The sequence below is a fragment of the Streptomyces sp. NPDC001816 genome (assembly GCF_042892235.1).
Classification (GTDB): domain Bacteria; phylum Actinomycetota; class Actinomycetes; order Streptomycetales; family Streptomycetaceae; genus Streptomyces.
The window spans coordinates 326,742-341,202 of record NZ_JBIATY010000003.1; the positions used below are offsets into that span (position 1 = coordinate 326,742).

A 14,461-nucleotide genomic window follows, 5' to 3' on the forward strand; every position below is an offset into this window, starting at 1 on the left:
CGACTCCCTGACCGCAAACACAGAAGTGACCTGGATCACGCCTGACGACCTTCTTCCCGAACCCACGTAATTGATACAACTTGCTCGCCCCCCTGTCTGAGCCGCTGCTCTCGTCTGCCCTGGAACGCCCGTGTCCGCCCCCCGCTCCCTGCCCTGGCCCCTCGTCGCCCTTTTCACGGCCGGGTATCTCGCCCCGTATCTGCTCCCGACCACTGTCGGCCGGCTCGACACCGGGCTTCCGCTCTCCGTCACCCAGGCCGGTGCCATCGGCAGTGCGCTGCTGCTGACTTCGGCCGCGGCGGGCTTTCTGCTGGCCTCCCGGGTCGAGCGGATCGGCGCCCGTACACTCGCCCGGCTCGGGCTCGCCCTCGCCTTCCTCGGCTACGGCGGCGCCGCGCTCACCGGAGTCGTACCGGCCGTCGTCGCCGGCGCGCTGATCGGCGGGTTCGGGTCCGGCACGGTCACGGCGGTCGCCGCAAGCGGCATCGCCGGACAGCAGGACCCGCACCGGGTCACCACGTTCGGTCTGCTCGGTGTCTCCGCCCTCGCGGGCGCCCTTTACCTGACGATCCCGCACCTCGGCCCCGGCCACGGGCAGCCCCTCGCCGCGATCGCGCTGACCGCCCTCGCGGCCTGGCCGCTCACCGGCCGCCTGTCCGGCCCTGCGGCTCCGACCCGCACCCACGTCGAGCGCCGCCGGCTCCCCCACCTGCGCGCCGGTCTGCTGCTGGCCGCCGCCATGCCCTGCTGGTCCCTGGCACAGAACGCCCTGTGGGGCGTCAGCGGCCGCATCGGTCTCGACCAGGCACACCTCACCGAGGTCACCGTCGGCGCGGTGTTCGCGGTCGCGCTCGGCGCCGGCCTTCTCGGGGTCGTGGGCGCGGGGGCGCTCGGGCCGCGGCTGGGCCGGGCGGTGCCGATCGGTGTGGGTACGGCGCTCATCGCGGGCTGCATCGCGCTCAGCGCCTCGGCGACCGACCTGGCGTCCTTCGCCGGGGGCGAGATCGCCTGGAACGTGGTCTACCCGGTCGTGCTGTCGTACGTCATCGGCCTCGCCGCCTCCCTCGACCCGCGCGGCCGCTGGGCGGTGTTCGTCGGCTCGGCGGCGTCCCTGGGCACCGCGGCGGGCCCGCTGGCCGGGAGCATGCTGGCGGCGTGGGCGGGCTTCCCGGTCATGGGCGAGGTGCTGGCCGTCGGGCTGCTGGCGGTGGCGGTCCCGATGACGGTGGTGGCGCTGCGGGCGGGCGGGCAGACGGTCTCCGTGGTGGAGATCCAGCTGGACACCCCGGTCGTGCCCGCCCAGCCCGCGTACGACACCGCCTACCCGAACTCGTACGCCTCGACCTCGGCGATGTAACGGGCCCGCCGCTCCTCGTCGTCCTCCAGGAAGGACGCGAGGAAGGAGTTGCGGGCCAGCTCGCGCATCTGCTCCCTGGGCAGCCCGAGGGCGTCGTGCACCGCGTGGTAGTTGTCGGCGACGTACCCGCCGAAGTAGGCCGGGTCGTCGGAGTTGACCGTGCACAGCAGACCCGCGTCGAGCATCGCCGGCAGGGGATGGTCCGCGAGGACGTCCACCGCCCGCAGCCGGACGTTGGACAGCGGGCACAGGGTCAGCGGAATGCGCTCCCGGACCAGCCGCTCGACCAGCTCAGGGTCCTCCATGCAGCGCAGGCCGTGGTCGATCCGCTCGACGCCGAGGACGTCCAGGGCCTCGGTGATGTACGCGGGCGGACCCTCCTCACCGGCGTGCGCCACCCGGCGCAGCCCGAGCGCGGCGGCGGCCTCGTACACCTCCCGGAACTTCACCGGCGGGTGCCCGACCTCGGCCGAGTCGAGGCCGACACCGGTGATCCGGTCCAGGTAGGGCCTGGCCGCCTCCAGGGTCTCGAGCGCCGAGTCGGCGGACTCGTCGCGCAGGAAGCACATGATGAGCTTCGTGGAGACGCCGTGGTTCTCCTCGCTGCGGCCGAGCGCCCGCCACAGCCCCTCGACGACCGTGCCCATGGCCACGCCCCGCGCGATGTGGGCCTGCGGGTCGAAGAAGATCTCCGCGTGCCGCACGCCCTGCGCGGCGGCCCGGGCGAGGTAGGCGTCGGCCAGGTCGGCGAAGTCCTGCTCGGTGCGCAGGACTGCCATCAGCTCGTAGTACAGGTTCAGGAAGGACTGGAGGTCCTCGAACTGGTACGCCTTGCGCAGCTCGTCGGTGTCGGCGTAGGGCAGCTCGACACCGTTGCGGGCGGCCAGCTCGAACGCCAGCTCGGGCTCCAGGGTGCCTTCGATGTGGAGGTGCAGTTCTGCTTTGGGGAGGGGCATCAAAGCATCGTAAGCGTGTTTTTATACGCGCTTCGGAACCGGCACTCGCAGAAGGTCGTGCGCCACGGTCAGCTCTCCCTCGAACCCGGCGGAACGCGCCTGCCGCTCGAAATCGTCGGGGTCGGAGTAGCGCTGGCTGAAGTGGGTGAGGACGAGGTGTCTTACCCCCGCGTCCCGTGCCACGGACGCTGCCTGACCGGCCGTCAGATGGCCGTGGTCCCCGGCGAGTTCGAGGTCCTCGTCGAGGAACGTGGACTCGATGACCAGCAGGTCGCAGCCCTCGGCGAGCGCGTGCACCCCGTCGCACATCCGGGTGTCCATGACGAACGCGAACCGCTGCCCGCGCCGTACCTCACTGACCTCGTCCAGGGTCACGTCCCCGAGCCGGCCCTCGCGCTGGATCCGGCCGACGTCCGGCCCCTTGATCCCGTGCGCGGCGAGCCGGTCGGGCAGCATGCGGCGGCCGTCGGGTTCGACCAGCCGATAGCCGTAGGACTCGACGGGGTGCGACAGCTTGCGGGCTTCGAGCGTGTACGCCGGGGTCCGTGCGAGGGTGCCGTCGGCGTCGACCGGTGCCTCGGTGAGGCGGACGGTCTCCCGGTAGGCGGTCGCGTACCGCAGCCGGTCGAAGAAGCGCTGCCCGGAACGCGGGTAGTGCGCGGTGACCTCGTGCGGCACCTGGTCGAGGTTGATCCGCTGGATCACCCCGGCGAGGCCGAGGGAGTGGTCGCCGTGGAAGTGCGTGACGCAGATCCGGTTCAGGTCGTGGGCGGCGACCCCGGCGCGCAGCATCTGCCGCTGTGTGCCCTCGCCGGGGTCGAACAGGATGCCCTCGCCGTCCCAGCGCAGCAGGTAGCCGTTGTGGTTGCGGTGCCGGGTCGGGACCTGGCTGGCGGTGCCGAGGACCACCAATTCACGTACGGACACGACGTCTTACCCGGGGGGCCATTCCATGCCACGGCCACCGAGGATGTGCGCGTGGGTGTGCCAGACGGTCTGTCCGGCGCCGCTGCCGGTGTTGAAGACGATGCGGTAGCTCTCCAACTTGTCCTCGTCGGCGACGGCCTGGGCCTCGCGCAGTATGTCGGCGGCGACGGCCGGTTCCGCGACGGCGAGTTCGGCCGCGTTCTTGTAGTGCACCCTGGGGATCACCAGGACGTGCGTGGGCGCCTGGGGGTTTATGTCCCGGAAGGCGACGGTCGTCTCCGTCTCCCGCACGATCGTCGCCGGGATGTGCCCCGCGACGATCTTGCAGAACAGGCAGTCGTCCTGCGGTTCTCCCGCCATGCGCTGCGCTCGCTTTCGCCGGTTGATCAGTACGGGGGCATGGTAGTCGGTTGGGTGCGGGCCGTATGTGGCTGGGCGCGCCCCGCGGCGGAGCCGCATATCGACACGGCCCCGCGCCCCTTTAGGTGGGCAGGCCTGGCGGAGTCTTGGCCGGCTGCTCCTCCAGTGCCTCCAACGCCAGGCTGATCGCCTTGTCCAGCTGGGTGTCCCTGCCCGCCGCGTAGTCCTGTGGGCGCTGGACTACCTCCACATCGGGGTCCACCCCGTGGTTTTCGACGTCCCACTCGTATCCCTCCAGCCAGAACGCGTACTTCGGCTGGGTGATCAGGGTGTCGTCGACCAGGTGGTAGCGGCTGTCGATGCCGATGACGCCGCCCCAGGTGCGGGTGCCGACGACCGGGCCGATGCCGAGGGCCTTGATCGCCGCGTTGACGATGTCGCCGTCGGAGCCGGAGAACTCGTTGGCGACGGCGACGACGGGGCCGCGCGGCGCGTCGTGCGGGTAGCTGTACGGCCGCATGCCGCGGGGCAGCGCCCAGCCGACGATGCGCCGGGCCAGCTTCTCCACGACGAGCTGGGAGGTGTGGCCGCCGCGGTTCTCGCGGACGTCGACGACCAGGCCCTCGCGGGCCACCTCGACGCGCAGGTCGCGGTGGATCTGGGCCCAGCCGGGTGCCTGCATGTCGGGCACGTGGAGGTAGCCGAGGCGGCCGCCGGACGTCTCGTGGACGTAGGCGCGGCGGTCGGCGACCCAGGCGTGGTAGCGCAGGGGCTCCTCGTCGGCGAGGGGGACCACGACCGCGTGCCGGGGGTCGCCCCCGCCGGCGGGCGAGATGGTCAGCTCGACCGGCTTTCCGGCCGTGCCGATCAGCAGCGGGCCGGGGCCGGTGACCGGGTCGACCGGCTGTCCGGCGACCGCGACGATCGCGTCCCCGGGGCGCACGGCGACACCGGGCGCGGCGAGCGGGGAGCGGGCCTGGGGGTCGGAGGTCTCCGCGGGCAGGATGCGGTCGATGCGCCAACTGCCGTCCTCGTGACGGGAGATGTCGGCGCCGAGCAGTCCCTGCCGAGCGCCGTTGCCGAAGCCGCCGCGCGGGGTGACGTAGGCGTGCGAGGTGCCGAGTTCGCCCTGCACCTCCCACAGGAGGTCCACCAGGTCGTCGTGGGTGGCGAGGCGGCCGAGGAGGGGGCGGTAGCGGTCGAGGACGCCGTCCCAGTCGACGCCGCTCATGTCCGGCCGCCAGAAGTTGTCCCGCATGATGCGGCCGGTCTCGTCGTACATCTGCCGCCACTCGGCGGCCGGGTCGACGGTCTGCCGGATCCGGCTCAGGTCGACGGTGATGTTCGAGTCGCTGTCCTCGTCGTCGGAGGCGCGCCGGTCGGCGGGTACGACCTTGAGGCGGCTGTCGGTCCACAGCAGCACCCGCTTGCCGTCGCCGCTGGCCTCGAAGTGGTCGGCGTCGGCGGCGAGGTGCTCCAGGCGCTGCTGGGCGAGGTCGTAGCGCTCCAGCTCGGTCTTGGGATCCGGGTCGTCGGGAGTGGCCCGGGAGGCGCCGAGGACGCCGCGCACCGGGTAGCGCAGCCAGAGCACGCCGTCCTTGGCGGCCCGCAGGTTGGCGTAGCGGCCGGCCTCGACCGGGAACGGGACTATCCGGTCGGCGAGCCCTTCGAGGTCGATCCGGGTCGCCGGGGTGCCCTCGGCGTCGGGGGTCTCCTCCTTGTCGGGGGTCCCGAAAGGCCGGCCGTGCCGCTGCGGCCCGAACGGGGACGGTGTGGTCGCGGCGAGGGTGATCAGGTGCGGGCGGACGCCCTCGACGAAGGCCAGGTCGAAGACGTGCTCGTCGTAGACCGGGTCGAAGGAGCGGCTGGAGAGGAAGGCGAGGTGCTTGCCGTCCAGGGTGAAGGCGGGCGCGTAGTCCTGGAAGCGCAGCGGGGTCGCCTCGGTGACCGACAGGTCGGTGGTGTTGGCGATGCGGAGCTGGCAGAGCGGATGCGGGCCGGGGTGGGACCAGGCGAGCCAGCCGGAGTCGGGCGAGAAGGCGAGGCCGCTGACGTCCCCGTCCTCGCTGCGGTCCACCTCGCGGACCTCGCCGGTGTCGCGCTCGACCAGCAGCAGCCGGCCGTCGTGCGAGGCGACGGCGGCCCGGCTGCCGTCGGGGGCCATGGCCAGTTCCAGGACGCGGCCGAGCTGTCCGGCGGCGATCCGGCGCGGGACGGCGCCGGGTGCGACGCCGGTGGCGGGCGCGAACTCCAGGGCGTCCTCGCCCTCGGCGTCCGTCACCCACACCACCCATTCCTCGCCGTCCGCGCGGAAGGTGCGCGGCAGCCGGGCCCGTACGCCGGGCTGTGCGGCCAGCGCGCGGGCCGGGCCGGAGCGGTGGGTGACCCAGTGGACGGCGCCGCGCACGGCGACCGCGCTGCCGCGCGCGGTGTGGTCGGGGGTGGCGTGGTCGAACCAGCGGGAGGCGTTCACCGGGTGGGGCTGCAGGTCGACGCGCGCGCCGCCGAGCCGGACGTCCAGGCGGCGTGGCTCCGCGCCGTCGAGGTCGTCGAGCAGCCAGAGTTCGCCCGCGCTGCAGTAGACGACGCGGCGGCCGTCCGAGGCGGCGTGCCGGGCGTAGAAGCCGTCGAGGGGAGTGTGCCGCCGCAGGTCGGACCCGTCGGCGAGGGAGGAGTAGAGGGCTCCGGTGCCCTCGTGGTCGGACAGGAACGCGATCCGGTCCCCCACCCACACCGGGTACTCGATGTTCCCGTCCAGCTCCTCGTGCAGCCGCACGAACTCGCCGGCGCCTGCTTCGCCTTCGGCGGCACGGTCGATCCACAACTTTCCCGCCGTGCCGCCCCGGTAGCGCTTCCACCAGGCGGCCTCGCGGCCCATCGGGGCGGACAGCAGCACGGTGTGCGGGCCGTACGCGACGTCGCCGACCGGACCGTACGGCAGCGTGGTGGCTGGGCCGCCGTCCAGCGGGATCGCCCGCGCCCAGCTGCGGCGCAGGCTCGCCTGGCCCTGGGTGCTGACCGCGAGGACCTCGCCGTCCGGGGTCCAGCCGCGCACCTGGGTCTTCGAACTCCCCCAGTACGTCAGCCGCTTGCCGGGGCCGCCGGCGACCGGGGCGACGTGCACCTCGGGGGCGCCGTTGCGGGTGGAGGTCCAGGCGACGCTCGTACCGTCGGGCGAGATGCGAGGGTGGGTCACCGGCACGTTGTCGGCGCTGACCCGCCAGGCCCGCCCGCCGTCCAGGGGTGCGAGCCACACGTCGTCCTCGGCGGTGAAGGTCACCAAGTCGCCGTGGAGATGGGGGAATCGGAGGTAGCCGGAGGTTCCCGTCGAAGCGCCCTTAGTCACCCCGTCACCTTACGCAGCGACCGCCGTCCGCGCCCCCGGTTTCGATCACTTGCCCTGCGCTGGCCAACAGGTCGGGTCGCCCTTGCACCAGATCGTCCGGGTCACGGTGACGGTGACGGTCGGCTGCGCGCCGGAGGGCCGGTAGGTGACGGGCGGGGCGTACGTCGGCCCCGGCTTGGCGTTGCAGTTGCCCAGTCCGCCGACGTGGAACACCTGCTTGCCCTCGACCCGGGCCGTCAGATCCCCGCGCACACAGGCGCCGTCGACGGCCTTGGTCACCACCCCGACGACGGTGATCTTCCGCAGGTCGTCGGTCTGTCCCTGACAGTCGACGGAGACGACGGTGGTCTGTGTCGGCGAGGGTGCCCGCCCGGGCGTGCGGCTGCCCGAGCTGCCGTAGTTCCCGGTGCAGGTGAGCCAACTCACGTGCACATGCTGCCGTTTCAGCTCTGCGGTGGCGGTCGTGTCGGTGGTGTACGCCACCGCGGCCGAACCGGGACCCCCCGGCTGGCACCCCACGACCGCTCCCACGGCCATCACGGCAAGCCCGGCCACACCCAGCACACGCACGGGCCGCGCCCGACACCGAATCCGCCTCGACACCCCCATGCAGGGCAGCGTGCCACCGGCCCACCCACGACGGAAGACCGCTTACGGTCACTCGTCAGTTCGGAGCGGTCACCTTCGGATGACCTCAGCTGCGCAGCAGCAGCCACTCCTGCAGCTCCACCAGGTTGCCCTCGGGGTCCTTGAGGTGGGCCACGCGCATGCGGTCGGTCATGGGGGCCGGGCCGTGGAGCAGGGTGGCGCCGCGGGAGGTGATCTGCTCGCAGTAGGCGTCGAGGTCGTCGACGCGCAGGACGACCAGGGAGCGGTGGCCGTTGGCCGGGTCGCCGAGTTCGTTCAGGATCTCGGCCATCATGGCGCGGTCCTGGAGGGCGATCCCGGCGGAGCCTGCGTGCGGGCTGAACTTCTCGTACGGGCCCTCGGTGGCGCCGGACTGCGGCTTGAGGCCGAGGACTTCGGCGTAGAAGTGGTAGCAGGCGGCGAAGTCGGTGACGAGGAGCCGTACCTGTGCGAGTTCCATCGTGTTCCCCCAGGTTCGTGTCAGGACCAGCGGCCGGTGCGGCCCAGGAGCAGCGCGGTGGCCGCGGTGCCCGCGGTCGACGTGCGCAGCACGCTGCGCCCGAGCCGGTAGGCCTTCGCGCCCGCCTCCTCGAAGAGTGCCAGCTCCTCGGGGGAGACGCCGCCTTCGGGCCCGACGACCAGCACGATCTCGCCCGTGGCGGGGAGTTCGGCGGTCGCGAGCGGCTCGCTGCCGTAGTCGCGGTCCTCGTGCAGGACGGCGGCGAAGTCGGCTTTGGCGAGAAGTGCGGCGACCTGCTTGCTCGTCGCCGCGTCCGCCACCTCCGGGAAGCGCAGGCGGCGGGACTGCTTGCCGGCCTCGCGCGCGGTGGCCCGCCACTTGGCGAGCGCCTTGAGGCCCCGGTCGCCCTTCCACTGGGTGATGCAGCGGGCAGCCGACCAGGGCACGATCGCGTCGACGCCGGTCTCGGTCATCGTCTCCACGGCCAGCTCACCGCGGTCGCCCTTGGGCAGGGCCTGGACGACGGTGATACGGGGGCTCGGCTCGGGTTCCACCGGGAACTCGAAGGGCTCGACGACCAGGTGGTCCTTCCCCGACGCGCTGAGGACGACCCCGGCCGCCCCCCGGCCCTTCCCGTCGGTGACCACCACGTCCTCACCGGGCTGCAACCGCCGTACGGAGACCGCGTGCCGCCCCTCGGGGCCCGTCACGTCGATGATCGACCCGGGGCCCACGCCCTCCAGGGAGTCGACGACGAAGACCGGAGCCGTCATCGCCCGTCACCTCCGTCCGACAACGCTGTCCTCGCCGCATCGAGCTCGCCGACGAGGACCTCCACCAGCTGCCCGGCGGGCAGCTCGCGGGCCATCCGGTGGCCCTGGCCCGCCCACAGCGCCATGCCCTGGGCGTCGCCGGCCTTGGCGGCGGCCCTGCGCAGCTGTGCGGTCAGGTGGTGGATCTCGGGGTAGGCGGCGGGGGCGTACGGGCCGTGCTCGCGCAGGAAGCGGTTGACCAGGCCGCGCGCCGGGCGGCCGGAGAAGGCGCGGGTCAACTCGGTGCGGGCGAACAGGGGGTTGGTCAGCGCCTGCTTGTGCAGGGCGTGGGCGCCGGACTCCGGGGTGGCGAGGAACGCCGTGCCCAGCTGGGCCGCGCTCGCGCCCGCCGCGAGGACGGCGGCGATCTGGCTGCCGCGCATCAGGCCGCCGGCGGCGACGACCGGGATGTTCACGGCCTCCCGGACCTGGGCGACCAGCGAGAGCAGGCCGATGCCGGAGCCGTCGTTCTCGGGGATGTCCCGGTGGGTGCCCTGGTGGCCGCCGGCCTCCACGCCCTGGGCGATCACCGCGTCCGCGCCGGCCCGCTCGACCGCGAGGGCCTCCTCGGCGGTGGTGGCGGTGACCAGGGTGAGGGTTCCGGCACGGCGCAGGGAGTCGAAGACGTCCCGGCTCGGGATGCCGAAGTGGAAGGAGACCACCGGCACCGGGTTGTCGAGGAGGACCGCGAGCTTGGCGTCGTAGCCGTCGTCCCGGCCGCTGTCGGGGTCGCCCAGCTCGGTCTCGTACCAGGCGGCCTCACCGGCCAGCTGGTGCGCGTAGACCTCGACGGCGCCCGACTCCGCGTACTCCGGCTGGGGCATGAAGAGGTTCACGCCGAAAGGCCGGCTCGTGAGCCCCCGCAGCTGCTTGATCTCCTGGTACATGCCGTCGGCGGTCTTGTATCCGGCGGCGAGGAACCCGAGGCCGCCCGCCTCGGACACGGCGGCGGCGAGCTGCGGGACGGAGACACCGCCCGCCATGGGGGCCTGCACGATCGGGTGGGGGAAGAGATCGGTCAGTGCGGAGGACATGACGGCATGTTGTCACGTCCTTTGAACAAGTCCGAATCCGGGCGTCCCACGGCATAGGCCACCGGCATACGGGGTGCCGAGGCACCCCGCAGCCGATGGTTCAGCGCCCGTTGAAAGCGTCCTTCAACCGCGAGAAGAGCCCCTGCTGCCCCGGCTGGAACTGTCCCTGCGGACGCTCCTCGCCGCGCAGCTTCGCCAGCTCGCGCAGCAGCCGTTCCTGCTCGGGGTCGAGCTTGGTCGGGGTCGTGACCTCGACGTGGACGATCAGGTCACCCCGGCCGCCGCCGCGCAGGTGCGTGACGCCCCGGTTGTGCAGCGGGATCGACTGGCCGGACTGGGTGCCGGGCCGGATGTCGACCTCCTCCATGCCGTCCAGGGTCTCCAGCGGCACCTTGGTGCCGAGGGCCGCCGCCGTCATCGGGATCGTGACCGTGCAGTGCAGGTCGTCGCCGCGCCGCTGGAAGGTCGGGTGCGGCAGCTCGTGGATCTCGACGTAGAGGTCACCGGCCGGACCGCCGCCGGGGCCGACCTCGCCCTCGCCGGCCAGCTGGATGCGGGTGCCGTTGTCGACACCGGCCGGGATCTTGACGGTCAGCGTGCGACGGGAGCGGACGCGCCCGTCACCGGCGCACTCCGGGCACGGGGTCGGCACGACCGTGCCGAAGCCCTGGCACTGGGGGCAGGGGCGGGAGGTCATGACCTGGCCCAGGAAGGACCGGGTCACCTGGGAGACCTCACCGCGGCCGCGGCACATGTCACACGTCTGGGCGGACGTGCCGGGAGCGGCGCCTTCACCGTTACAGGTGTTGCAGACGACCGCGGTGTCGACCTGGATGTCCTTGGTCGTCCCGAAGGCCGCCTCGTCCAGCTCGACCTCGATGCGGATCATCGCGTCCTGGCCGCGCCGGGTGCGCGAGCGCGGGCCGCGCTGCGACGCCGTGCCGAAGAACGCGTCCATGATGTCGGAGAAGTTGCCGAAGCCACCGGCCCCGAAGCCGCCCGCTCCGGCGCCGCCCGCCTGGGAGAGCGGGTCGCCGCCGAGGTCGTAGACCTGCTTCTTCTGCGGGTCCGACAGCACCTCGTAAGCGGCGTTGATCTCCTTGAACCGCTCCTGGGTCTTCGGATCCGGGTTGACGTCCGGGTGCAGCTCGCGCGCGAGCCGACGGAACGCCTTCTTGATCTCATCCTGCGACGCGTCGCGGCGCACGCCGAGAACGGCGTAGTAGTCCGTGGCCACTTACGACTCCGCCAGGATCTGTCCGACGTACCGTGCCACTGCGCGTACCGCTCCCATCGTTCCCGGGTAGTCCATGCGGGTCGGTCCGACCACGCCTAGCTTGGCAACCGCCTCGCCGCCCGAACCGTAGCCGACCGACACGACGGAGGTGGAGTTGAGTCCCTCGTGGGCGTTCTCGTGCCCGATGCGCACGGTCATGCCCGGATCCTTCGCCTCGCCGAGGAGCTTGAGGAGCACGACCTGCTCCTCAAGGGCCTCCAGGACGGGCCGGATCACGAGGGGGAAGTCATGTCCGAAGCGGGTGAGATTGGCGGTACCGCCGATCATCAGCCGCTCCTCGTTCTCCTCGACCAGTGTCTCCAGCAGGGTGGAGAGCACTGCGGAGACCGTACCGCGGTCCTCGACGTCGAAGGCCTCGGGGAGGTCCTCGACCAGGCGCGGCACGTCGCTGAACCTGCGGCCCGCGACCCGGCTGTTCAGCCGGGCCCTGAGGTCCGCCAGGGACGCCTCGCCGAAGGGGGCCGGGCAGTCGACCATCCGCTGCTCGACCCGGCCGGTGTCCGTGATCAGCACGAGCATCACGCGCGCGGGGGCGAGCGAGAGCAGCTCCACGTGCCGCACGGTGGACCGGGTCAGGGACGGGTACTGCACGACGGCGACCTGCCGGGTCAGCTGCGCGAGCAGCCGTACCGTGCGGGCCACGACGTCGTCGAGGTCGACGGCGCCCTCCAGGAAGTTCTGGATCGCGCGGCGCTCGGGCGCGGTCATCGGCTTGACGCCCGCGAGCTTGTCCACGAACAGCCGGTAGCCCTTGTCGGTGGGGATGCGCCCGGCACTGGTGTGCGGCTGGGCGATGAACCCCTCGTCCTCCAGGGCGGCCATGTCGTTGCGGACGGTCGCCGGGGAGACGCCGAGGTTGTGCCGCTCGGTGAGCGCTTTCGAGCCCACCGGCTCCTCGGTGCCCACGTAGTCCTGGACGATGGCGCGCAGCACCTGAAGCCTGCGTTCACTCAGCATCCGCGCGCACCTCCAGCATGTCGTCCCCTCGGTTCTTCCGGTCGCCCGCCTGGCACTCTGCGTGTCCGAGTGCCAGCCTTCCCCAGCCCAGTGTACGGGCGTGGGGTACTCACTGGGCAAGGTCGGTCCTGCCGTACCTGGTCGTACCGCTAGCGTCGCGGTATGACGGTGACTTGGGAAGAGCTGGGGTGGGAGCGGCTGGCGCCCGGGGTGGGGCGGTGCCGGCTGCCCGGCTGGGACTGCACCGTGGGCCTGGTTCTCGGGGCGGGTACGGCGCTGATGGTGGACGCCGGGTCGAGCCCGGCCGAGGGCGAGCGGCTGCGGACGTGGGCGGAGCAGTTGGCGGGGCACGGTGTGACCCATCTCGCGCTCACGCATCCCCACTTCGACCACGTCTTCGGCGCGGCCGCCTTCGCCGGGGCGCAGACGTACGCGGCGGTGGGCATCGACGCGGTGTTCGCGTACGAACGCGAGGAGCTGTGCCGGGACGCGGTCCGGCACGGGCTGCCGGCCGCGGACGCGGACGCGGCCGTCGCCGCCCTGACTGCTCCCCGCCACCTGGTCTCGGGCGAGTGGACGCTGGACCTCGGTGAGGGCCGGCAGGTGCTGCTGGCCAACGTGGGCCCCGGCCACACGGCCCACGATCTCGCGGTGCTCGTCCCCGGCCCGGTCTCCGGCGCCGCGGAGATCGTCTTCTGCGGCGACCTGGTGGAGGAGTCCGGCGAACCCCAGGCGGGCCCGGACGCCGTACCGTCCCGCTGGCCCGACGCCCTGGACCGGCTGCTCGCCCTCGGCGGCGAGGACGCGTTGTACGTCCCCGGTCACGGTGCGGTGGTCGACGCGGCGTTCGTACGACGGCAACGCGACGAGCTGGCAGCGCGTTTCGGCGTGTCGTGAGTGCGGGTCGGCGGCTTCTCCTATCGTCATCCGAATGCGCCAGTACTCACCGGACCTGACCCCGCCCTGGAAGAAGCCGAAGCCCGTGCCGGAGGTCCCGGCGGAGCCCGGCCTGGTGGTCGAGGAGCCCGGCACCGGTTTCTGCGGCGCGGTGATCCGCTGCGAGGCGGGCACGGTGACGCTGGAGGACCGCTTCGGCAAGCACCGGGTGTTCCCGCTGGAGCCGCGCGGCTTCCTGCTGGAGGGCAGGGTGGTGACTCTGGTGCGGCCCGCCTCGGGCCCTGTCCGCCCCACCCGTACGGCGTCCGGTTCGGTGGCCGTCCCCGGCGCACGCGCGCGCGTGGCCCGCGCCGGCCGCATCTACGTCGAGGGCCGGCACGACGCCGAACTGGTCGAGAAGGTGTGGGGCGACGACCTGCGCATCGAGGGCGTGGTCGTGGAGTACCTGGAGGGCGTGGACGACCTGCCGGCGATCGTGGCCGAGTTCGCGCCGGGTCCGGATGCGCGCCTGGGCGTACTCGTGGACCACCTCGTGCCGGGCACGAAGGAGTGGCGCATCGCCGAGTCGGTGACGAGCGAGCACGCGCTGGTGCTCGGTCACCCGTACATCGACATCTGGGAGGCCGTGAAGCCATCGTCCCTGGGCATTCCCGGCTGGCCCCGGGTGCCGCGCGGGGAGGACTGGAAGACGGGGGTGTGCCGGGCGCTGGGATGGCCGGAGAACACGGGGGCGGCGTGGCAGGGGATTCGGTCGCGGGTGCGGTCCTACAAGGATCTTGAGCCGGAGTTGCTGGGGCGGGTGGAGGAACTGATCGACTTCGTCACTGCCCCGGCCGGGTGAACCCGGCGGCAGCCGGCTGTCTCAGGTAGGAGCCGGGCTGCTCGACGCGCCCGAACCACAGCTCGGGCGGGGCCCAGCGGCGGAGCGCGCGGTCGTACACGCTGAAGAAGTGCCGTACGTCCAAGCGGTAGCGCAGCCGGGGCAGCTCCTCGCGCAGCGGCGCCGCCTCGCGGACGAACTCGCGGAGCAACGGGTCGTCATGGTCGATGTCACCGCCGGGGCACAGCTCCACCGTGTGGACCAGCCTCCGGCCGACGCGCGTCCAGTAGAGGCCGACCCCGGCCAGCGAGTCCCAGGGGATCAGCACGGCCTTCCCCCGCCGCAGGACCCAGAACCCGTTCGCGTCGAGGGCCGTGACCATTCCGCGCCACCGCAGCACCGTGCGCAGCGCGAACCCGGCCCAGACCAGGCCGAGCAGGCAGACCAGGGCGACGACGTGGAATCCCTTGTCCATCAGGGCCAGCAGGCCGAGCACGCCCACGCCGCCGAGCAGCACCACCAGCGGCAGCGTCCACAGCAGCCACCGCAACCCGTACCGCACCACGGTGGCGTCCGGATCCGGCCGTCTGTCAGAGATCATGGCCGGGAAC

General features: G+C 72.5%; 14 protein-coding genes. 3 read left to right on the plus strand and 11 right to left on the minus strand.

Annotated elements, in window-relative coordinates; genetic code table 11:
- The first annotated feature begins 130 nt into the window (after positions 1–130).
- A complete protein-coding gene (locus ACFYZZ_RS12530) occupies positions 131–1,357 on the plus strand; it encodes an MFS transporter (RefSeq protein ID WP_389174478.1) in 1,227 nt (408 codons plus the stop codon).
- Here ACFYZZ_RS12530 and ACFYZZ_RS12535 read toward each other — a convergent pair.
- The 10 genes from ACFYZZ_RS12535 to hrcA form a co-directional block, all read right to left on the minus strand.
- Complete coding sequence (locus tag ACFYZZ_RS12535; RefSeq protein WP_389174480.1) at positions 1,321–2,313, minus strand: adenosine deaminase; 993 nt, start codon at positions 2,311–2,313, stop codon at positions 1,321–1,323. The genes ACFYZZ_RS12530 and ACFYZZ_RS12535 overlap by 37 nt on opposite strands.
- 21 nt (positions 2,314–2,334) lie before the next feature.
- Positions 2,335–3,240: a ribonuclease Z gene (locus tag ACFYZZ_RS12540; protein WP_389174483.1), complete on the minus strand. Its 906-nt coding sequence runs from the start codon at positions 3,238–3,240 to the stop codon at positions 2,335–2,337.
- 6 nt (positions 3,241–3,246) lie between these two features.
- On the minus strand, positions 3,247–3,600 hold the full coding sequence (locus tag ACFYZZ_RS12545) for a histidine triad nucleotide-binding protein (RefSeq protein ID WP_389174486.1): 354 nt from the start codon (positions 3,598–3,600) through the stop codon (positions 3,247–3,249).
- A 121-nt stretch (positions 3,601–3,721) separates the two neighbouring features.
- Positions 3,722–6,883 (minus strand): S41 family peptidase, encoded by a 3,162-nt coding sequence (locus tag ACFYZZ_RS12550; protein ID WP_389175730.1) that lies wholly within the window; start codon positions 6,881–6,883, stop codon positions 3,722–3,724.
- Between the two features lie 108 nt (positions 6,884–6,991).
- Complete coding sequence (locus ACFYZZ_RS12555) at positions 6,992–7,510, minus strand: hypothetical protein (protein ID WP_386572447.1); 519 nt, start codon at positions 7,508–7,510, stop codon at positions 6,992–6,994.
- Positions 7,511–7,640: 130 nt separating this feature from the next.
- Positions 7,641–8,033, minus strand: a complete 393-nt coding sequence (locus ACFYZZ_RS12560) for a VOC family protein (RefSeq protein ID WP_389174489.1) — start codon at positions 8,031–8,033, stop codon at positions 7,641–7,643.
- Between the two features lie 20 nt (positions 8,034–8,053).
- The gene (locus tag ACFYZZ_RS12565; RefSeq protein WP_389174491.1) at positions 8,054–8,806 is read right to left on the minus strand and encodes a 16S rRNA (uracil(1498)-N(3))-methyltransferase; all 753 of its coding nucleotides are present in this window, start codon (positions 8,804–8,806) and stop codon (positions 8,054–8,056) included.
- The gene (locus ACFYZZ_RS12570; RefSeq protein ID WP_389174494.1) at positions 8,803–9,879 is read right to left on the minus strand and encodes a nitronate monooxygenase; all 1,077 of its coding nucleotides are present in this window, start codon (positions 9,877–9,879) and stop codon (positions 8,803–8,805) included. Before ACFYZZ_RS12570 ends, ACFYZZ_RS12565 begins: the two co-directional genes overlap by 4 nt.
- A gap of 100 nt (positions 9,880–9,979) precedes the next feature.
- On the minus strand, positions 9,980–11,116 hold the full coding sequence (gene dnaJ / locus ACFYZZ_RS12575) for a molecular chaperone DnaJ (RefSeq protein ID WP_389174497.1): 1,137 nt from the start codon (positions 11,114–11,116) through the stop codon (positions 9,980–9,982).
- On the minus strand, positions 11,117–12,133 hold the full coding sequence (gene hrcA / locus ACFYZZ_RS12580; RefSeq protein WP_389174500.1) for a heat-inducible transcriptional repressor HrcA: 1,017 nt from the start codon (positions 12,131–12,133) through the stop codon (positions 11,117–11,119).
- Positions 12,134–12,295: 162 nt separating this feature from the next.
- On the opposite strand from hrcA, the gene ACFYZZ_RS12585 reads away from it, so the two are divergent.
- Positions 12,296–13,030, plus strand: a complete 735-nt coding sequence (locus ACFYZZ_RS12585) for an MBL fold metallo-hydrolase (RefSeq protein WP_389174503.1) — start codon at positions 12,296–12,298, stop codon at positions 13,028–13,030.
- 34 nt (positions 13,031–13,064) lie between these two features.
- Positions 13,065–13,871 carry a DUF3097 domain-containing protein gene (locus ACFYZZ_RS12590; protein ID WP_389174506.1) on the plus strand — a complete coding sequence of 269 codons (807 nt, stop codon included), beginning with the start codon at positions 13,065–13,067 and terminating at the stop codon, positions 13,869–13,871.
- On the opposite strand, the gene ACFYZZ_RS12595 is transcribed toward ACFYZZ_RS12590, so the two are convergent.
- The gene (locus ACFYZZ_RS12595) at positions 13,852–14,451 is read right to left on the minus strand and encodes a hypothetical protein (protein ID WP_389174509.1); all 600 of its coding nucleotides are present in this window, start codon (positions 14,449–14,451) and stop codon (positions 13,852–13,854) included. The genes ACFYZZ_RS12590 and ACFYZZ_RS12595 overlap by 20 nt on opposite strands.
- Positions 14,452–14,461 lie beyond the last annotated feature (10 nt).